We start from the raw sequence: 19582 nt of genomic DNA, 5'->3' as shown, positions 1-19582 counted from the left end.
GTTCTCGCCGGACTATACAAAACGAACCGCAATCGACCGCTTCACAAAAATTAAAAAATTGTAAATTAGGTTTAAGAAGTCCGCGATCGCGCGGTGGCGAAGGGCGATCGCGGCTCTGAGTCTGGGCGATCGCCCCGGAAAAGAAAAGCTTGCGGACGGTCGGTAATGTAACGCAGTTGACCGGAAGGCTCCCAGGGAAAGCGAAGCGAAATTGTATCCTAGCATTTAATCTGGCCAACTCCCAAAGATTTTTGTAACCATGTTAGGGAAGGGGCGATCGCCACGGGGAAAACTCTTGCGATCGCCTCGAAGCGTAGCGAATCAAACTCAATTGAGTCCGACCGCGCGATCGCCTTGCCGAACAGACGCTTTGCCAAGAAATTGATGAGTGCTAGTGCCGAGTTTATTGACCTGTGTAAATCCCAAGTCGCTCTACTCACGAAAGGATTGGGCGCGTCCGTCAGTGTCGTCTACTTAACCGAAGAACGGGTAGAAGGAAGCGACACCAAACTCGTTCCCGTCGTCGCCTATCCCGACACGGCGCTGTTTTGGGAAGAAGGGAGCGATCTCGGCGCCCTCCAACTCACCGCCGAGTCCGAACCGACCGCCTTGCGATCGCTCGAAGCCGCCGTCGGCGACGATCGCCCCGCCGAGCCCGTCTCCCCCGACGATCGCCCCTCCATTTCACCCGCCGTTTCCCCTCCTGGTGCCATTTCCGGCGATCGCCCCTCGAACGACCCGTGGATCGAGGCCCTGACCTACGAGATCGACCCCGACCGCGACGGCAACCTCGCCCAACCGCGCCAAATCGTCTTACCCTTAATTCACGAAAGTGTCGTCATGGGATTGCTCGTCACCACCCGCGACGATCGCCCCTGGAACGATCGCGAACGCAGCCAGATCGAGCGGATCGCCCAGACGATGGCGATCGCGTGCATTTTAGACCGACGCCAGCGCTGGCTGGGGCAGCAACTCGACAGCTTGCAAACCCACACCCGCGAACGGCAACACCTACACGACGAACAACACGACCTGTTCGACAGCCTCTTACACCAAATTCGCAGCCCCCTCACCGCCGTCAAAACCTTCGGTAAATTACTACTCAAACGCCTGCTTCCCGAAGATCCCAACCGGACGATCGCCGAAAATCTGCTGCGGGAAAGCGATCGCGTCCGCGAACTGCTCGAACAAATGGATCGGGTCAACGATTGGGTCGGCGAATCCGACAACGGCGACCGACCCCGCGATCGCGGTGCCGCCGTCCCCCGCTTGAGTCCGGGTCCCGAATTGCTCCTGCCCCCGTCTCGCCTCGAAATCTGCGACGTCAGCACGATTTTAAACCCCTTACTCGCCTCCGCCGAAGCGATCGCGGGCGATCGGGGGTTACACCTACAGACCCGACTGGCGCCGCAATTGCCCAACATCCGCGCCTACCCCAGTGCCTTGCGCGAAGTGCTGACCAATTTAATCGACAATGCCTTGAAGTATACCCCCGCCGGGGGCCATATCGAGATCGCCAGCTTCTCCACCCGCGATCGCGCCGACCGCCCCGAAGTCGCGATCGCCATCAGCGACACCGGACCGGGTATTCCTCCAGAAGACCTCAAAAATCTATTTCAACGCCACTATCGCGGCGTCCAAGCCCAGGGAAACATCCCCGGAACCGGATTGGGGTTGGCGATCGCCCGCAACCTCATCCGCGACCTCCAAGGCGATATCGAGGTTTACAGTCCCGCCGAACCCGACTGGATCGCCTGCCCCGATCCCGCATTTACCCACAAAACCACTCCCGGCACCACCTTTGTTGTCAAACTCCCGGCCCTCGACGGCGACGATCGCCACGATTGAAATGAGCCGATCGAACGGACGTTTTGACGCAGCGATCGCGACGGATCGGGGGAGTTAAATCGGGGGGTAAAATTGCTCCGGCGATCGCCCAATACTTATCCATCAACCCGGGCAATTTTTATCGGACGACGGGCGACCCTTTCTACCGCCATCGATGGCGATCGCGGCTAGAGAGAACGAACGATCGTCTCGCGATGTGCTTCCAACCGTTCGATTAAACGATCCACGGATTTTTCCGGTTGATTGCGGGGATTAGAATTTACCGATCGCCGCTCGCTCGGAGCCTGTTCTTCGTACCCTAAATGAGAAACCGTCAGGCGCAAACGATTCGATAAAAAGACGGCGATCGCCCGATAAAACCGCGCCGCAAATGCCGTATCTCGTTCTAACTTTTGCTCCAGTGCCAATCGCGGGATCGACAAGACGATCGCATCTTCCAAGACGGTGACCGTGGCCGACGGCGGACGAGTATCGAGAAATGACATTTCCCCTAAAATTTCACCGATGCCGATTTTAGCGATTTCTTTTCCTTCTAATGCGGCGACTTCCACCACTAAGGTGCCTTGCAAGACGATATAAACACTGTGAATAGGTTTACCTTCTTCAATAATCGTCGTTCCCGCCTCTAATTCTTCGCTCGTGGCGATCGTCAACATCCACTCCAAGTCTTCTTGACTTAATTCGCTCAGAATAAAAAGTCCTTTTCTCATGAGTTCATGAATATATTTTTATGACTTATTCCCGAGGTTATAGCTTAGCGCTGGACACTCGAATAGGGTCAAGAATCGATCGTCGATCGAACCCCGACAAGCGCCAACGGCGATCGTCTTTATTTTCTATTGTAAGAGCTAAACAAAAGAAGTTATTAACCCTTGAAATATATCCTTACAGCGACCCAATTCCCACGGCAGGATCCCGCATCTGGCGCCCCCAGCCTTGTGCGACCTCTCGCCACAATCAAAAGACCAATATTTTTAGCCCCTTATTCTGTCGGGGGTACCTGGGGTGAGTGCAGTTGACCGTAGCGTTTGGCCCCAGGAATGGCACTGATTCCGTGAACGACAATCGACGCGCAAACCACCGCACTGACGATCGCCCAAATCGATTCGGTTTGGGTTTCGCGAATCGCCAACATCGCATAAAAGATCGCCGCCACCCCCATCGGACCGAACCATCCCATAAATAGCAAATCCCCATTGCGTTGCAGGGAGTGCGGAAAACAGGATTTGAGTAAAAACAGAACGGGAAGTCTGCGCAAGAGTAAAAGTGCCCCGATCGCGATCGCCCCGGACCAGCCGAGATCGAACCATTCCCGCCACGGTAACCCCAATCCGAACAAGACAAACACGTATAAGGTGAAAAAACGGTCTACCGCTTCTTGGACTCGTTCTTCCTGCGATCGCTCGGAACCGCTTACGACTAAACTAAACGTACTCCCCGCCACGAAAACCGCCAAAATGCCATCGCCGTTTAGCAGTTTGATGCCACCTAAAACAAAGAGGGATAACGCCAGAGTGTAAGCTAAAAATGAGGGTTTATCGATCGTGTGCTGCCGTTCGGCCCGCAACAACAGCCGTCCGGCGAGATAACCGCAAACGGCCCCCAAGATGACGGTGGCGCCGACTTCCCAAAGCAGGATTTCGCCAAACCACTGTCCGAGGGCTTCTCCCGGCGATCGTGTCAGCAACAAGATCGGTAAAAATACTAAGGGATAGGCTAAACCGTCATTCGCCGCCGATTCGGCGGAGAGGGTATGACGGAGGCGATCGGGTAAATTGCGTTCCGCGACTTTTCCGGTAACGATCGCCGTCGCCACCACCGGATCCGTCGGCGTGACGATCGCCCCGACCAGCAGGGCGACCCACAACGGCAATCCTAAAATGAAATAGACCAACACCGCACTCGCCACGCAGCTTAAAGGCATCACGAGTCCGAGTAGCACGGCTTGGGCTTTCCAGTGTCGTAATAGATAACCTTTCGGCAATCGCAGGGCCACCCCCATCAATTGGATGGCGATCGCCAAGCGGGCCCCTTGTTCTAAAATAGATTGCGGATTGCCCCAATGACCCAAATCCAATAAGTGCAATCCTGACGGACCGAGGAGAATCCCGATACAAACTGCCACGAGTGGATCGGACAACAAGAGTCGTTCTTTGAGAAATCCCGAAAGTAACCCCAAAATTAAAACGAGTCCGCCAAGGGCAGTTAAAGCAATATCTAGCTCGTTTCCACTGAATTCATCCATGAGAATTGTAGATTTTAGATTTTAGATTTTAGATTTTAGATTTTAAATTTTAAATTTTAAGAGACTGTTTATAAAATAAACATTCAGCGTCATGTTTGAAAGGAAGCAATCGCCGCAGCATCAAATGACACGGGGTTGCCATCGGTTTAACCCAACGCTCTCGACAGTTTACGATGCTTTGTAGGGGTTTGCTAACCAAACCCCTACTCAATGTTTATCCCCTGTCGTTGGCGATCGCTGTATTAACAGGGGATTGCTATAGTCCGGCGATGGGAAAACAAAAAAAAGGTACTGGAGGGTTTCCAGTACCTTCGTGCTTACAAACAGGAGCGATACTAAACTTTAAAAATAAGGCGCGACGATCGCCATAACGGATTTCAGCTTAATCTCAGTCTGTTGAATTCTCGAATAGAACATACAGCCACCTGGGAATCCCGATCGCGGGATCGGCAGGTTTTAGTTAATTTTTAGCGCTCAACAACTCGAAGCGATCGCACACCAACGCCAACACGCCGACGAGTTGAAATTGCCAAGGGGCAAATACCAAGGCACATAATAGTAAAACACTGGCAATCGAAATCGCCATCACCCCTACAGTTTCTTCGGCAACTCGTCGCCACGACCACCACGCAGCTAGTGCGACTATTGGGGCGATAATGTAGAGAGCAATCATAGTGGGGGCAGCTCCAAATTAGCGAGAAATAAACGTATCGTAGGACACAAATTTTTGGATAGCTCCACTGTATCACCGAATACGGTTTTTGGGGGCATTTCGCTATTGAGATTTTCTGACATCGATCGCGCAAAACTTAGTCAGAAAATAGTGAACAGCACTGCCGCAAGAAGGTTTCAGAGATTTTAAAACCTTAGATAACTTGAAATTGTGTGTTCTATTTTACAGAAATCTTGATGGAGAGCTTGAGTAAGAATGCTCAACAGGAACGCAAGCCGTCGCGATCGCGTTCGTTCCCGATTGGATCGAGCTTGTAAGCATGGATTTCTTCAGGTTTGCTTGGATATTTTTCGGTGAAAAAAGTAGCCTATTTATCAGAAAAATAATGATTTTTTTGATATGGAAAACCCCGTTTGACGGGGCAGAGTTGGCGAGGGCGAGAGCGGGAAGTGCAAAGACTTTAAACGTCAGGATCGAGTAGTTCCCTATAGAGGATTCCCGATTAGGGAGTCAAACTCCCTCAATCTTTCCACAAAGCAATTCCGCCCAACAACCCGGAAATATTGGGAACGATCGCCACGTTCTCGGGTAAATCGATAGAAATTTTTTTGGCTTCGCCGCCACCGAGATAGAGGCGATCGTAATTGAAGAGATTTTGCAGGGTATCGATCGCCCGGGCTAAATTTTTATTCCAACGTTTGGAACCCATTTTTTTGAGGGCGGCCCGTCCGAGTAACTGTTCGTAGGTTTTATCTTTGCGGAAAGGATGGTGTCCGCCTTCCAAATTCGGAACCAATTTGCCATCGACAAATAAAGCGGTTCCGAAACCCGTGCCCAAAGTCACCACCAGTTCGACCCCTTCCGAGGCGATCGCGCCGAGTCCCTGGATGTCCGCATCGTTCGCCACGCGCACGGGTTTATCTAACTGCTGTTGCAGAGAAGTCGCTAAATCGAAGCCGACCCAATCCTCGTGCAAATTGACGGCGGTGTAGGTCACCCCGTGACGGACGACCCCGGGAAAGCCGACGGAAACGCGATCGAACGGGGATTGTTCTTTCGCCAAAGTGACGATCGCCGCGATAATCGGTTCGGGTTTGGCGGGTCTGGGAGTTTCCTGGCGGTTGCGATCGGCGATCGGCGTTCCATCTTCGTCTAAAACGAGGGTTTTCACCCCACTACCGCCAATATCCACCGCTAGAGTGCGGATGCTGCCATTGTTCTCGGTCATAACTGTGCGAATCGTCAATAATTGAGCGCGAGCAATCGAGGGTCACAAGTCGAGATCGGAGCGAGGGATCTCGTCAAAAACTGAAAGGGAATCGTATTCCCCAACAAATTGCACCAAGGCGGAATCGCTCGATAGGATCGAGAAACCCGGTTTCTGCGCGATCGTTGGCTCGGGATAGACGAAAAACGCAGAAAAACCGGGTTTCCGGTCAAAATTTGAAATTACAGCGTTAGGGACTGGGGATCGTTCTCAATTAACGCCGCCAAATCTTGCAAGAACGCTGCCGCATGAGAGCCGTAAATTACCCGGTGGTCGCAAGTAATATTGACCTGCATCTGACGACAGACGCGGATCGACCCATCATCGCTGGCCACCACTTGAGGACGAGCGGCGGCGATCGCCAAAATCGACCCTTGACCCGGCGGCAAGATCGCGTCAAAACTGCTGACGCCGAACATTCCTAAATTCGACAGGCTAAAGGTGCCTGTACTGTACTCGTCCGGTTGCAACTGTTTGACCCGGGCGCGATTGACCAAGTCTTTCCAATTGCGCGACAGAGAATAAATATCCTGACCGTCGGCACTTTTCAACACCGGGGTAATCAACCCGCCATCGGGCATCGCTACCGCCACGGCAACATTAATGGCCGAAGGATACTCGATCCCCTTTTCTGTATAACGGGCGTTGAGAACGGGGTGTTTTTGCAAAGTGACCGCGACCGCTTTCGCCAGCAGGGCGGTCATCGTCACCCCTTTAGACTTAATCTGCTGGTAGAGCCGATCTAAATTATCCGTCGTTATCGTATAACTGACGTGGAAGACAGGCGCTTGCCACCCCGCGAGCATATTGCGAACTACGGCTTGCTGCAAGGTATTGAACGATACCACCTCGCCGAGGGGGGCGGGGGTTGGCGTCGGGGGAGCTGCCGGGGCTGGCGTCGGGGCGATCGCTGCCGGACTCGCCGGGACTGTTGCCGGAGGAGCCACCGGGGGCGCACTGGGTTGGGGCGCTTTGCCCGCCGCCGCTTCCACATCTTCGGCAACGATGCGACCGTGGGGGCCGCTTCCTTGCAAGCCACTCAAATCGACTTGATATTCTTTCGCTAACTTGCGGGCGCGAGGCGAGGCGATCGTGCGTCCGTTACGACGAGAAGGACTCGCTGTCGTCTGGGCAGGGGCTGCACCCTGACTGGCTGACGGGGCGGCAGACGGAGCCGAAGCAGCAGGGGCGGCGCTTTGAGCCGCAGACCCTTGCAGTTGGGCTGCTTTCTGCTTGGCTTGTTCGATTTCGGCTTCTGTTTCCGCCAACAGGGCGATCGCCGCCCCCACCGGAGCTACTTCTCCCGCAGGAACGACGATCTCGGCGAGAATCCCTTCGTAAAAAGATTCTACGTCCATGTCGGCTTTGTCAGACTCGACCACCACCACCGTTTCTCCCTTTTCCACCTTATCTCCCGGGGATTTCTCCCAGGAAACGATCTTTCCTTCAGTCATGGTGGAACTGAGAGCAGGCATAAAAACTTCGTGAATCATGGGGCGATTTCCGACTCGACGATCAATGAAATACGAAAATAAGGCAAGCTTGAATTGTATCGCGATACAGGGTAGCCCGGATAGCCTACGGCCAGCGCCGCTCGATCGGTTTCAACGGTCGGGGTTCGCACGCGATCGCCCGGTGAGTGCTTCCTCGGGCGATCGCCTCAAACCGTTGCAAAATTACAAATCGCCGCGAATCTCTTCGACGACCCCATCGCGTAACAAAATCTCCACCTGCATTTTCTTCACCAGATTATCGCCTCTTTCGACGGAGAAAAAGCTTTCCATCTGTCCGGTATTGACCTCTTGTTCCAGTTCCAGGGTCTGGACTTGCTGTAAATTCTGCAAAATTTGGTTTTTTTGCGCCAGCAGTTCCCGTTGTTTCTGATTGACTTGTCGTTGCACGTTTTCCCGTTGCTGTTGGGCTTGCGGGCTACCAGCTTGCGGGTTTTGTTGTTCCAAATCGGCCATCATCCGTTGTCCCTGCATTTCCAACTGCTGCATTTGGGTGTCGATTTGGTTGATCTGCGCCTGTAACTGCTGTTGGACTTCTTCTTTCCAACGGGGCGTCACGACAGCTTTGACAATAATATTGCGCTTGAGCAGTAATTTCGAGTTAGACAAGTCCATATCCATTCCGGTCGCTGATGATGCGTAAACGACAAAGACCGGGCGACGATCGCCCCTCGGCAGCACCGGGCTACCCCGAGGCGATCCGCCCTCTAGTTATACATGGCTTCGATCGCCGAACGATAGCGTTCGAGAACCACGGGCTTTTTAATTTTAAGGGTTTGCGTCATCATGCCATTTTCAATTGAAAACGGTTCGTCCAACAGCCAAAACGTACCGATGCGATCGTCACTCCGGTAACTCGGGCGGTTTTTCACTTCCCGATTTAACTCCTGCCGGAATAACCGATGCACCACGTCGCTATTGAGGGCGATCGCCCCTTCTGCTGCCCTTTCCGACCCCATATCCCCGTTTCCCGCCTCGGGTAAGTGCAACCGCACGTTTTCTCGACTTGCCCACCCTTCTAGGGCTTCAAAATTCGGCACTACTAACGCCCCGAGATATTTTCGATCCTGTCCGACCAACACGATTTGATCGATGTACGCACTTCGCAAACAAGCATCCTCGATCGGCTGCGGTTCGATATTCTCGCCATTGGTCAGGACGATCGTCTCTTTCGCCCGTCCGGTTAAAATTAAATCCCCTTGGGTATTTAACCAGCCCAAATCTCCCGTATCGAACCAACCGTCTCCATCGATCGCCTTCGCCGTCGCTTCGGGATTTTGATAATACCCTTGCATGATTTGCGGCCCGCGCGCCAACACCAGACCCCGTTCTCCAGGCTTCAACGTGCGGCGGGTCTCGGGATCGACAATGCGAATCGCCGTTTCCGGAATCGGACGTCCGGCGGAACCGCGCAAGTTATGCCAAAATCGGCGGGCCGTCAACACTGGGGAAGTTTCCGTCAGTCCGTAACCGACGAGGATATCCAAGCCGATCGCTTCAAAAAAGTTTTCTAAGTGCATCGCCAGAGAACCCCCGCCACTGATGACGTAAGCGAGTTGACCCCCGGTGGCTTCTCGGATCTTGGCGTAGACCAACTTGGAGGCGATCGCGTGGACGGGCCACAACAGCGCCAGTTTCACTCCCGCCATCAGGCGATCGCCCCCTCCCGGCGGTTCCAACTCCAAGCGCAACCCCTGCCAGGTTCGCCGCGCTTCGATATACTGCTGGCTAATCCCCATCAAGGTCTTAGCTAATTTTTGCTTGTTTTCCGGTTGCTGGCTTAACTGTTTTTGAATCGCTTCGTAAATCGACTCCCACAAACGAGGCACGCCGATGGTGTATTTGGGTTTGTATTGTTTAAAATCGGTCTTGACGTGGCGGATACTCGTGTAAATTTGCGTGCAACCGCGCGACAGGAAAAAATATTCCCCGATGCGCCCGAAACTGTGCCAGGTCGGCAGCAGGCTGAGGGTGCGATCGCCCGGATGCGCCTGCAACACCGCCCCGATTGTCGAAAGTTGGTGCAGTAAGTTGCCGTGGGTCAACATCACCCCTTTCGGTTTGCCCGTGGTTCCGGAAGTGTAGAGTAAGGTGGCCAGGGTGTCGCGATCGAGACGGACCCGCTCTAACGGGCGATCGCCCCCTTTCGCCAACAGTTCGCTAAAATTAAACCCCCGGACTCCCTCCCGTCGCGGCGCTTCCTCGTCGGAGAGCAAAATCACCCAATTTAACCGTTCGGTCTCTAAATGAGGGTCGAGTCGGTCGTAGAGGTCCCGATTTTCCACGACTAGACCGACACTGCCGCTCTGTTGGAAGATATAAACCAGTTCTTCGATATCCGCATCGCTGCCGCGCACCACGTCGGCGGCCCCGGCATACATTAAGCCGCGATCGGCGATCTGCCAGCGCGGGCTGTTGTTGGCAAACAGGGCAATCCGTGGCGGCAAGCCGTTTTCGATCGGCGGCAGTCCCAAGCTTTGGATCCCGGCGGCGAATTGTTCGACCCGATCGCCCAATTGAGCGTAGGTTAATTCGACGGCGGGTTGGCTGTGAGGATCTTTGAGGGCGACGATGCGGCTGAAGTGCGATCGCTCCATCTCCCACGCTTCGGGCAGCGATCGCGCCCGGTGGTACTCCGGTTGTTCGCTTAAATATTGCCGTTCGCGATCGGTCAGCTTGTACGCATAATCAGCTTTTGTGAGAGTCATGACGGTCGATCTGAATAGTAGAGAGTAGAGATATCCGCAGGGGAGCCATCTGGCCCGTCCCTCCTTAGCACCCAGGCTAAGGGGATTGCAATTTATCTTAATCTTCTCGGGTTGGCGGAGTGACCTGGGGGGACAGTTTGGCGAGTGTGACCCCTCAATGTGCCACTCGCGCGTCCAGTTCGGCTCAGCTCTGGTGAACTCGTCGCCTGCGTCCGCGCACGAAGCGGATTTCGTCGTAACTGTAATGCTCTCCTAAATGTTCGCGGATGGCGGTTAACGAGCGATCGCCGAGCAGGTCGAGGGCCTGCCATATTTCGACTTGTCGGTTGCGGTTGACGAGGCGATCGATTTCGACGCGATCGTCAATTTCGAGTAATTCGGCTAAATGGCTGGCGATCGTGCGGGGGCTGAGTTGGCGGTGTCGGGCGATCTCTTCGATGCTCCAGCCTTCGCAATGCAATCTCAAGGTGAGGGCTTGGGTGTTGGAGAGTGCTTCGGAGTCGGGTTCGTCTTCCGGCTCGTCTTCCGGCTCGAAGGGGGGGTTTTCGCCGCAGTAGGCTTGAATTTCTGCCAGGAAGCTAGACCCGTATTTTTCCAGTTTTTGGGCGCCGACGCCTTTAATCTTGCGAAATGCGGCTAGGGTTTGGGGTTGGCGTCGCGCCATTTCCTGCAAGGTGCGATCGGGAAAAATCATATAGGCGGGAAGGGCTTCTTCCGCCGCAATTTTTTTGCGTAATGCCCGCAATGTTTGAAACAGATCGTCGTCTGCCCTCGGGGTCGAACTCGGCGCCGCACTCAGTCCTTGTTCCTGACAGTAGGTTTGAATGGCGCTCAAGAAGCGATCGCCGTATTTAACTAATTTATATTCGCCGACTCCCGCCAAACTGCCCAAGGCTTCTGGGGTTTGGGGACGTTCTCGCGCCATCAATTTTAAGGTCGAATCGGCAAAGACCATATAAGGGGCCAGGGATTCGGTGTCGGCGATCTCTTTACGCAACGATCGCAGCAGATCGAAGAGCATTTCGACTTCGGCGGCGAGGCGTTCGCGCCCGTCCAAGGGGGTTTCTTCGGCTTTGCGGGTGACGGCGAGCTGGACTTGGCGCTGTTTTCGCATCACTTCCCAACTCGCCGCATTCAATTTGAGAACGGAATAACCGTCGTCGGTTTCGTTTAATAAGCCTTGGTGGACGAGCGATCGCGCCAGCATTTTCCACTCGTCTGCGGTTTTATCGGTACCGATTCCAAAGGTCGATAATTCTTGATGGTTGTAGCGCAAGACTTTGGCTTTTTTCGACCCGCGCAAGACGTCGATAATATGATTGGTTCCGAAGCGTTCTTTCGTGCGCGCCACGCAAGAGAGAAACTTCATCGCTTCTACGGTCCAATCCTCGATCGGTTTGGGATTGCGGCAGTTATCGCAGTTTTCGCAATTCCCGGGAAAGCGTTCGCCAAAATAGCCCAATTGAATCGTGCGGCGACAGTCGGTTCCTTCGACATAATTGAGGATTTGGCGTAATTGTTGGCGGGCGATTAATTGCTCTTGCGGGTCGGGTTTTTGGTCGATTAAATATTCGATCGTTTTTAAATCGCCGTAACTGTAAAAAAGGGCGCAATGGGCGGGTTCGCCGTCCCGTCCCGATCGCCCGGATTCTTGATAGTAACTTTCGAGATTGCGCGGTAAGTCGTAGTGCACCACAAAGCGAACGTCGGGTTTGTTGATGCCCATCCCGAAGGCGATCGTCGCGACCATAACTTGCACGTCATCGCGAATAAACCGCCGTTGGGAGTTCGCCCGCTCTTCGTCGCCCAATCCGGCATGATAGGCTAAAGCTTTGATTTTATCGCTTTGTAGTCGGGCGGCCAGCTCTTCAACCCGGCGGCGACTGAGACAGTAGATAATCCCAGAACCCCCTATTTCGCGAATAATATGCAATAAATCGCCATAGGACTGCCTGCGTTTTTGACGGACTTCGTAATAGAGATTGGGACGGTTGAAACTGGCGAGGTGGACGCGGGGATTTTGGAGGGCCAGTTGGGAGACGATATCATGGCGGACGCGATCGGTCGCCGTCGCCGTCAGACCCATGACGGGGACTTGGGGATAGCGATCGCGCAACAGCCGCAGTTGGCGGTATTCCGGGCGAAAATCGTGACCCCATTCGGAAACGCAGTGGGCTTCGTCAATGGCAAAACTACTCAGCCCCACTCGGGCGCGCACCACTTCTAAAAAGGCGAGAAAGCGATCGCCGACCAAGCGTTCCGGAGAGACGTAGAGCAGCTTGACGCGACCCGTGACGATCGCCATTTCCCGCGATCGCTGTTCCTCCCAATTGAGGGTACTGTTGAGAAACGTCGCCCCGATCCCATTATTTTGCAGCGCTTCGACTTGATCTTGCATCAGGGCGATCAACGGCGAGACCACCACGGTGACCCCCGGTTTGAGCAACGCGGGAAGTTGAAAGCACAAGGATTTTCCGCCTCCGGTCGGCATCACGATCAGTTGATCGCGATCGGCTAAGGCGGCTTCGACAATCTCTCGTTGTCCGGGGCGAAAACTGTCGTATCCAAAAAACTGTTTGAGGGACCGTTCTAAGTTTCCCGGGGGTGTCACGGGTCGAGGGCTGCTTAATGACACGATCGGCTCGGTTTCGTCTACACTGCTCTCCCTATTCTAGGGGCTATCGGTCCCTCGGACGCCTTCGGGCGATAGCTTCGCGACGCCGAGGCGTATCGCCGCCGTGCTTCTGCCCGCGATCGGGTCAATTGTCGGCAGCTTTATCTATTCTTCATCATTTTTCGCCCTTTGTTTAACTCGATTTCGTCCGGTCGCTCCTTTATTTCTCTCGAAGGAAATAGTTAGTTTAACGGCTCTGTGTTGCGTGCGATCGAGCGCGGAAAGCCTTTTTTTCAATTTTTATTAATTTTATTACTGTGAGGACGATTATGGGTACGCCCGTTTTGCGGCATCCCCGTAGCAGCCATCGACGGTCTTTTATGCGAGTGATTCCAATTCGGAAAACAATTGATTCAGTGGGTAATTCAGTGGGATCGAAGCGGGCTTGTTTGGCGCTCGACGGGATGAAAGTGATTGTTTTACACCCGAAAACCGAACCGGAAAAGTGCGATCGCGATCGGTTTATCTGTCCGATCGCCGCCGAACGATGGTCCGATTCCGCCTGCGCGCGATCGGCGACTAAATTGAGCGATTGTTGTGCTTGGTGTCCCGGCGCCCAGTTCGATTGACCCGGCGATCGCGACCCGGGCTACCGTCGAATGGTCCGGTGGTCCCACCGAGGCAATCGCGACAGTAAAAACCTGTAGAAGTCGAGCGATCGCCTCGATTTCTACAGGCTATTTCGACGAGCTAAATTAACGAAAAGAAAAAACTCAGACGCGCGCCAATTCTTGTTCGGTCGCAGGGCGCTTGCTATTGCGAATCCCTTCAATTGCCTTGGCATAATCGTCAGCTTTAAACACTGCCGAACCCGCAACAATCGCATTGGCTCCAGCTTCGAGGACTTGCCAGGTATTATTCCCTTTCAAGCCGCCATCGACTTCGATCCACGGATCGAGACCGCGTTCGTCGCACAGTTGGCGCAGCTTCCGGATTTTCGGCACGACCCCGGGGATAAAGCTTTGACCGCCAAAGCCCGGGTTGACGCTCATGATCAAAATCAAATCGCACACGTCCACAACGTATTCGATCAATTCTAACGGCGTGGACGGATTGAGGACGACCCCCGCTTGTTTGCCCAGTTCTTTAATTTGACAGAGGGTTCGATGCAGGTGAGGAGAGGCATTGTGTTCCGCGTGAACGGAAATAATATCAGCTCCCGCGTTGGCAAAGTCGGCAACGTATTTTTCCGGTTCGACAATCATCAAGTGAACGTCGAGGGGTTTTTCCGTCACCGGACGGAGGGCTTCCACGATTAACGGGCCGATGGTGATGTTCGGTACGAAACGACCGTCCATTACATCGACGTGAATCCAATCGGCTCCCGCTTTATCGACGGCGCGCACTTCGTCGCCCAGACGGCTGAAATCGGCTGATAAGATAGAGGGAGCAATAACAATGGGTTTTTGAGATTGGGTTTGGGTCATCGGTAACGATACTCTCCTGCGTCCTGAAGTATTAAGTTTAACAAAATCTCAAGAAAGTCCCTAAGTCAAGTTGTTGGGGAGCGATTCCAAAATTGAGCGAGCAAAAGCAGATTAAAAAACTGGGTTGGACGATCGGTAGTGCGACGGTGGTGTTGTTGGGTCTTCCGGCGATCGCCCTCCAAAGTTCCGTTGGCGAGAACGGGATCGACGCCCGACGACTCCACGAGCCTCCTTATAATCTGATCGGTCGCAAAATCGCGATCGCTCAGGTCGATATCGGTCGTCCGCGACAGTTCGGACTGGATAAATCCGTAGAACGCCATCGCGAAATCCCGGTCAGTCGGGTTTTTTTTCGCGACTCTCCCGCCAAGACCCACACCAGTAACGAGCCCCACGAAAAACAAGCCCAACAACACGCGGAAAATGTCGCCGCCGTGATGATTTCTTCGGATAAAGCGCTCCAGGGGGTCGCTCCGGGAGCGAAGTTATATGCGGCGGCGATCGGCTTTTTACAGCGAAGCGGTCAGCCCGAAGAATGTCTCGCGGCCCAACATCTCGCCCAGCAAAATGGGTCTGATGTGAGAGCGATTAATTATAGTTTTGGGGAATCTTTGGGTCAAGATCCCCGACCGAACGCGGTTTTGGACGGCAATGCACTACTCACTTTGTGTGTCGATTGGCTGGCGAACGTCCAAAATGTGCTGCACGTCGTCGCCGGAAATCAGGGACGCGGCGGCATTCCCATTCCCACGGATAATTACAACGGGTTGAACGTGGCGTTTACTACCCGTCAGGACAATGGGGTGTTTTCTAAAGTGGATTTTGCCAATATCGGTAGTTCCTTTACCGGAATCCGCGATCGCCTGCGGGGCTTGGAAGGCAATATCGACGATCGCCGGGCGATCGGCTTGGTCGCCCCCGGGAGCGATTTGGAATTACTCAACTTAGAGGGGGAAGTGGTGCGCGCCAGTGGCACCAGTTTCGCGGCGCCCCACGTGACCGCCACCGTCGCCCTCCTGCAAGAGTACGGCGATCGCCAACTGAGCGAACAACAGCCCGGTTGGAGTTTGGACGCGCGCCGTCACGAAGTCATGAAAGCGGTACTGCTCAACTCCGCCGAAAAAATTGCCGATAGCGGAGACGGCAAACATTTAAACATGAGCCGGACGATCGTCATCGAAGACAATCGCACCTGGCTCGACTCCGACGCCTACCGCAATCCGGAGATTCCCTTAGATGGGAATATGGGAACGGGACAGCTCAATGCGTTTCGCGCTTACCAGCAGTTTAGCGGCGGGCAGTGGAGTCCCGAGGCGCCCGTTCCGGCGATCGGATGGGATTACCGCCGTCTCGAAGCGGATTCCTATCGCGATTACGTGTTAAGTCAGCCCCTCGCGGCCAACAGTTACGTGTCCCTGAGTCTGGTGTGGAACCGACAGGTCGAACTCGAAGATCGCAACGGCAACGAACTTTACGACATTGGCGAGAGTTTCCGCGATCGCGGCTTGAACCAACTCGACCTTTACTTGATGCGCGCCGACGAAACCGATCCCGCCAACAGCATTCGAGCGTCGGTCAGCCTCGTTGACAGCACCGAACATATTTTCTTCCCCGTTCCCGAAAGCGGACGTTATAAAATTCGCGTCCACTTCCGCGATCGCGTCAACACCGACGAGCAAGCTTACGCCCTCGCCTGGTGGACCGTTCCCACTCCCTAATTCAACCGATGGTCAACCCTCCCCGTCCTCCCCAACCGCCGCGCGATCGCGCCACGGCCCGCCAGCGCCAGAAAGCCCTCGAAGTACTGCGCGAGTTAGAGCACCCCTCCGACGGCGAGGCGCCCGAATCCACCGCGATCGCCGAGGAAGAGATCGACCCGGGCGATCGCGATCGCCCCCCCGCATCCACCTTGTTCTATCTCATGCCCGTTTTCGGCACGATTCCCGCCTTGTGGACCTTGTATCGGCGGGGAGGCACTGCCGAACAACGGCGCATCAGCCGTTTGGCCGTAACCCTTGCCCTTCTGTGGCTGGGGGGGTACATTTTACTAGAAACCGGGGCCAATCATGCGGAATCCCTGCATTTACCCTTGTTATTAAGCAGTAGTTTGTTGAGCTCGGGGTACTTTGTGGTCAATATTTGGCTGATGGTTCGCCTGTGGAGGCGGCGGCGAATCGACCTGCCGGGAATCGGTCGGATTGCCGACGGAGCGATCGGCAAACCTCCCTTTTGACCGTTCATCCCCCCATCCCCTTCTCAACGAAGGAGGCGCGCAACCCCCCAACCCAACTACCCCCGAGTCTGGCCTCGCGGGTTGCGCGCAGTGCCATCTAACCCGACGAGTGTCCGGAGTCGATCGCGCCTTCAACTCAACCCCTGCCCCGATCTCGATGGCCGACCGATTGGCCCGTGCGATCGACCAACTGAACAACTCCATTTGTGTGTGTGAGGAAGCCCGTGCCAACGCAGAATCTATCGAACCAAAAATCCCTGACTTCCAAGAAAACGCCATCGGTTCCCAAAGAACCTCCAAAAGGGAATCGCGGGGGATGGTTGTGGCTGTGTTTTGGCTTGAGTGGCGTGGCAATGCTCTCCGCAACAGCAGGGGCATTGCTCGCCGTGTCGCTGTCGAGTACGCCTTTAATGCAAAGTCAGCTCAGCGCCGAAGATGCGGCGATCTTTTCCCAAAGCGAACTCGCCAAAACCAATCTTCGCCTTCCCGAGTTGACCCGCCCGGTCAATATCCTCGTCCTGGGAACCAGCGTTCTCAGTTCCGATCTCGAACAAGAAGCCGAAACCGATCGCCAATTGGGTTATCACGCCCAAGTCAATTCCCTCGAAGGGCTTTCCGACGTGATGCTCTTGGTCCGCTTCAATCCGGAAACGAACAAACTGGCGATCCTCTCCATTCCCCGCGATACCCGCACTACCATCGAAGGGTACGGCGTTCGTAAAATCAACGATGCCAACCGTTATGGCGGTCCGGCGTTGAGCGCTAAAGCCGTCAGCGAACTCCTCGGCGGCGTTCGCATCGATCGCTACATCCGCGTCAACGTTCAAGGGGTCGAAAAGTTAGTCGATGCCCTCGGTGGGGTCAATGTCTACGTCCCCATCGATATGAAATATCGAGACGACAGCCAACACCTCTACATCGACCTCAAACAAGGGGAACAATACCTCAACGGCGCCCAAGCGCTGCAGTTCTTGCGCTTCCGTTACGACAATTTGGGCGATATCGGTCGCATCCAACGCCAGCAAATCATGATGCGGGCGTTGATGGATCAAACCCTCAATCTCAATACCATCGGTCGCCTACCTAAAATTCTTTCGGTGATTCAAGACCACATCGATACCAACTTGACCTTGGAAGAAATTGCCGCTTTAGGCGGATTTGCGGCCAAGGTAGACCGTTCGGCGGTGCAGATGTTGATGGTTCCCGGGGATTTCAGCGATCCGGAAGAATATAAAGCCAGCTACTGGATGCCAAATTACGAGCGACTCGATGCGATGGTCGCCGATCATTTCGATTTCGACCTGCACGCCCGGGGTTATCGATCCGTGGATCCGGCTTACGTGAAAGTGGCGATCCAAGATAGTATCGAGGATTGGGAAGCGGTGGAGCGGTTGCGCGGGATTCTCGGCGATCGCGGTTATTGGAATGTCTACGCTTCCAACCCTTGGCACGAACCCCTCGCGACGACCCGGATTGTGGCACAAAACGGCGATCTCGACAGCGCCCGTTCGATTCAAGAAGTCCTCGGATTCGGTGAAGTCTTTGTCGAGAGTACCGGAAGTTTGCGATCGGATATTACGATTCAGTTGGGACGCGATTGGTACACGCGCCGCCAACATACTGCCGCCACGAACGAGGAGACGACCCCAGAGGAAGACCTCAGCTTCGATCGCACGTTGCCGTCCGAGTCGTCCCAGGTCGAGGATTTCCGTTTGGAGGAGATCCCCGCCGAATCGAGTGCGCCCCTACCGGACTACAGTTGGGACAATGCCTATCCGTCGAGTTACGGATCGGATTACGGCGAAAATGAGGGGGCGCAATCGCGATATTAAACGGCGATTCGCCTTCAAAATCAAACAAAAGCTGAGGATTTTTTCCTCAGCTTTTGTTTTAGCTGGATTTACCAGAGTTTAGCGGAAATTGTCCGGATTTAGTTGAGCGTCGGAACTCCCACGGTTGAGGCTGTCGAGACGATCGCCCGTCCCGCCATCGGCGCGATCGAGGAACGGTCGCAAATCGATTCCATTGGCGCGTACCACCGAACCGCCGCCGCTACCGGGTAAAGGAACCCCTAAAACCCCTTCGACTTCGCGCAGGATGCGACCGTCGTCGCCGACAATCGCGTTTACCGCATCGGTTTGTTGACCGCTATCGGCCACCGTGAGATTCTCGAAGATGCGATCGCGGGTCAATTCCGGGTCTTGTCCCGGCGGAACCGTCAGCACGATCCGACAATCCGGGTTATTCGCCGTGGTCACGCAAATCGTATTGTAATTATTCTCGACCGCCGTTTGCAGTCGTTCCAAACCATCCGGGCGATAGGCTTCCAGACGGCGCGCAATTTCCTGACAGCGCATTTCCGGCGTCCAACCGCCCCCCATCGCACTCGGTTGCGCCCATTCGTAGGAACCGCCCGGTTGACTTTGGGGGTGGTACATCACCGTATATTCCCCCTCGACGACCTCGCAGGTGAAACGGGGTTGGGTCGCCGTCGGATTGCCTTCTGCGTCCGCATCCCCGGTTTCCGTCGGCGCATTGTCCGAATCGGGGGGAACTCTAACATTAGACGGACGCGGCGGGTCGAGGGCCATCACCGCAGCACTCGAACTGAAGACGAGCGCCAAACTCGCCGCCATTCCCAAACGCAAAGGATTTTTCAAATTAAGTCGCGACATAGAATAAGTCTCCCTATTGTTTACGATCTCCAACTCCTGAGACGATCGCTCCACACACCCGAGCAATTTCTGGCTACTGTTGCTTGAGTTGTTGCAAAAATTTCCCCGTCCGAGCGTACTTTGGGAGGTGGCGATCGCCCCCAAACTCGCCCGGGACAACTGAAAATCGGGATATTTTACCCAAATCCCGAATCTCGCGTTGCACCCGAGGGGACTCTATAGAAACAAGACGAAAGTTGTGGCAAAAAGATTCTCGACCCGCGCGATCTATTTTAATCCTTAGATCGGGAAAACTTCAATTCGGAGATCGCCATCGATCGA

General features: G+C 54.5%; 15 protein-coding genes. 5 read left to right on the top strand and 10 right to left on the bottom strand.

What is annotated here, in order from left to right; genetic code table 11:
• Window positions 1–384 precede the first annotated feature (384 nt).
• Window positions 385–1848 carry a sensor histidine kinase gene (locus tag HCG48_RS21800; protein ID WP_168571052.1) on the top strand — a complete coding sequence of 488 codons (1464 nt, stop codon included), beginning with the start codon at window positions 385–387 and terminating at the stop codon, window positions 1846–1848.
• Between the two features lie 167 nt (window positions 1849–2015).
• Here HCG48_RS21800 and HCG48_RS21790 read toward each other — a convergent pair whose 3' ends face one another.
• The 8 genes from HCG48_RS21790 to recQ form a co-directional block, all read right to left on the bottom strand.
• Complete coding sequence (locus HCG48_RS21790) at window positions 2016–2558, bottom strand: cyclic nucleotide-binding domain-containing protein (RefSeq protein WP_168571050.1); 543 nt, start codon at window positions 2556–2558, stop codon at window positions 2016–2018.
• 272 nt (window positions 2559–2830) lie between these two features.
• Window positions 2831–4093 (bottom strand): cation:proton antiporter domain-containing protein, encoded by a 1263-nt coding sequence (locus HCG48_RS21785; RefSeq protein WP_168571049.1) that lies wholly within the window; start codon window positions 4091–4093, stop codon window positions 2831–2833.
• 460 nt (window positions 4094–4553) lie between these two features.
• Window positions 4554–4766 (bottom strand): hypothetical protein, encoded by a 213-nt coding sequence (locus HCG48_RS21780; protein WP_168571048.1) that lies wholly within the window; start codon window positions 4764–4766, stop codon window positions 4554–4556.
• Between the two features lie 520 nt (window positions 4767–5286).
• Window positions 5287–5994: an ROK family protein gene (locus tag HCG48_RS21775; RefSeq protein WP_168571047.1), complete on the bottom strand. Its 708-nt coding sequence runs from the start codon at window positions 5992–5994 to the stop codon at window positions 5287–5289.
• Window positions 5995–6215: 221 nt separating this feature from the next.
• The gene (locus HCG48_RS21770; protein ID WP_168571046.1) at window positions 6216–7526 is read right to left on the bottom strand and encodes a dihydrolipoamide acetyltransferase family protein; all 1311 of its coding nucleotides are present in this window, start codon (window positions 7524–7526) and stop codon (window positions 6216–6218) included.
• Window positions 7527–7709: 183 nt separating this feature from the next.
• Entirely contained in the window at window positions 7710–8159 is a 450-nt protein-coding gene (locus tag HCG48_RS21765) for a YlqD family protein (protein ID WP_168571045.1), read from the bottom strand.
• 92 nt (window positions 8160–8251) lie between these two features.
• Window positions 8252–10252, bottom strand: coding sequence for an AMP-dependent synthetase/ligase (locus HCG48_RS21760; protein WP_168571044.1), 2001 nt, complete (start codon window positions 10250–10252; stop codon window positions 8252–8254).
• A gap of 184 nt (window positions 10253–10436) precedes the next feature.
• Window positions 10437–12887 (bottom strand): DNA helicase RecQ, encoded by a 2451-nt coding sequence (recQ, locus tag HCG48_RS21755; RefSeq protein WP_210437104.1) that lies wholly within the window; start codon window positions 12885–12887, stop codon window positions 10437–10439.
• A 407-nt stretch (window positions 12888–13294) separates the two neighbouring features.
• Between recQ and HCG48_RS21750 the strand changes: the two genes are divergently transcribed.
• On the top strand, window positions 13295–13495 hold the full coding sequence (locus tag HCG48_RS21750) for a hypothetical protein (protein WP_168571043.1): 201 nt from the start codon (window positions 13295–13297) through the stop codon (window positions 13493–13495).
• A gap of 144 nt (window positions 13496–13639) precedes the next feature.
• On the opposite strand, the gene rpe is transcribed toward HCG48_RS21750, so the two are convergent.
• A complete protein-coding gene (gene rpe, locus HCG48_RS21745) occupies window positions 13640–14353 on the bottom strand; it encodes a ribulose-phosphate 3-epimerase (protein WP_168571042.1) in 714 nt (237 codons plus the stop codon).
• 92 nt (window positions 14354–14445) lie between these two features.
• Here rpe and HCG48_RS21740 point away from each other — a divergent pair, with 92 nt between their 5' ends.
• The 3 genes from HCG48_RS21740 to HCG48_RS21730 all read left to right on the top strand — a co-directional run bounded on the left by HCG48_RS21740 (window position 14446) and on the right by HCG48_RS21730 (window position 18418).
• Window positions 14446–16071: a S8 family serine peptidase gene (locus HCG48_RS21740; RefSeq protein ID WP_246259688.1), complete on the top strand. Its 1626-nt coding sequence runs from the start codon at window positions 14446–14448 to the stop codon at window positions 16069–16071.
• An 8-nt stretch (window positions 16072–16079) separates the two neighbouring features.
• The gene (locus HCG48_RS26705; RefSeq protein ID WP_320415749.1) at window positions 16080–16586 is read left to right on the top strand and encodes a hypothetical protein; all 507 of its coding nucleotides are present in this window, start codon (window positions 16080–16082) and stop codon (window positions 16584–16586) included.
• A 224-nt stretch (window positions 16587–16810) separates the two neighbouring features.
• Window positions 16811–18418 carry an LCP family protein gene (locus tag HCG48_RS21730; RefSeq protein ID WP_375339318.1) on the top strand — a complete coding sequence of 536 codons (1608 nt, stop codon included), beginning with the start codon at window positions 16811–16813 and terminating at the stop codon, window positions 18416–18418.
• A gap of 78 nt (window positions 18419–18496) precedes the next feature.
• On the opposite strand, the gene HCG48_RS21725 is transcribed toward HCG48_RS21730, so the two are convergent.
• Window positions 18497–19261, bottom strand: coding sequence for a COP23 domain-containing protein (locus HCG48_RS21725; protein ID WP_168571041.1), 765 nt, complete (start codon window positions 19259–19261; stop codon window positions 18497–18499).
• Window positions 19262–19582 lie beyond the last annotated feature (321 nt).

It is taken from the genome of Oxynema aestuarii AP17 (assembly GCF_012295525.1).
GTDB classification, from domain to species: Bacteria; Cyanobacteriota; Cyanobacteriia; order Cyanobacteriales; family Laspinemataceae; genus Oxynema; species Oxynema aestuarii.
Note: the sequence above shows the minus strand (reverse complement) of the source record. Positions and strands in the feature narration are given on the sequence as shown.

Excerpts from the sequence above, each read along its gene's own strand:
- HCG48_RS21800 (WP_168571052.1), top strand. The coding sequence starts at position 385 with ATGAGTGCTAGTGCCGAGTTTATTGACCTGTGTAAATCCCAAGTCGCT.
- HCG48_RS21790 (WP_168571050.1), bottom strand. The coding sequence starts at position 2,558 with ATGAGAAAAGGACTTTTTATTCTGAGCGAATTAAGTCAAGAAGACTTG.
- HCG48_RS21785 (WP_168571049.1), bottom strand. The coding sequence starts at position 4,093 with ATGGATGAATTCAGTGGAAACGAGCTAGATATTGCTTTAACTGCCCTT.
- HCG48_RS21780 (WP_168571048.1), bottom strand. The coding sequence starts at position 4,766 with ATGATTGCTCTCTACATTATCGCCCCAATAGTCGCACTAGCTGCGTGG.
- HCG48_RS21775 (WP_168571047.1), bottom strand. The coding sequence starts at position 5,994 with ATGACCGAGAACAATGGCAGCATCCGCACTCTAGCGGTGGATATTGGC.
- HCG48_RS21770 (WP_168571046.1), bottom strand. The coding sequence starts at position 7,526 with ATGATTCACGAAGTTTTTATGCCTGCTCTCAGTTCCACCATGACTGAA.
- HCG48_RS21765 (WP_168571045.1), bottom strand. The coding sequence starts at position 8,159 with ATGGACTTGTCTAACTCGAAATTACTGCTCAAGCGCAATATTATTGTC.
- HCG48_RS21760 (WP_168571044.1), bottom strand. The coding sequence starts at position 10,252 with ATGACTCTCACAAAAGCTGATTATGCGTACAAGCTGACCGATCGCGAA.
- rpe (WP_168571042.1), bottom strand. The coding sequence starts at position 14,353 with ATGACCCAAACCCAATCTCAAAAACCCATTGTTATTGCTCCCTCTATC.
- HCG48_RS26705 (WP_320415749.1), top strand. The coding sequence starts at position 16,080 with ATGGTCAACCCTCCCCGTCCTCCCCAACCGCCGCGCGATCGCGCCACG.
- HCG48_RS21725 (WP_168571041.1), bottom strand. The coding sequence starts at position 19,261 with ATGTCGCGACTTAATTTGAAAAATCCTTTGCGTTTGGGAATGGCGGCG.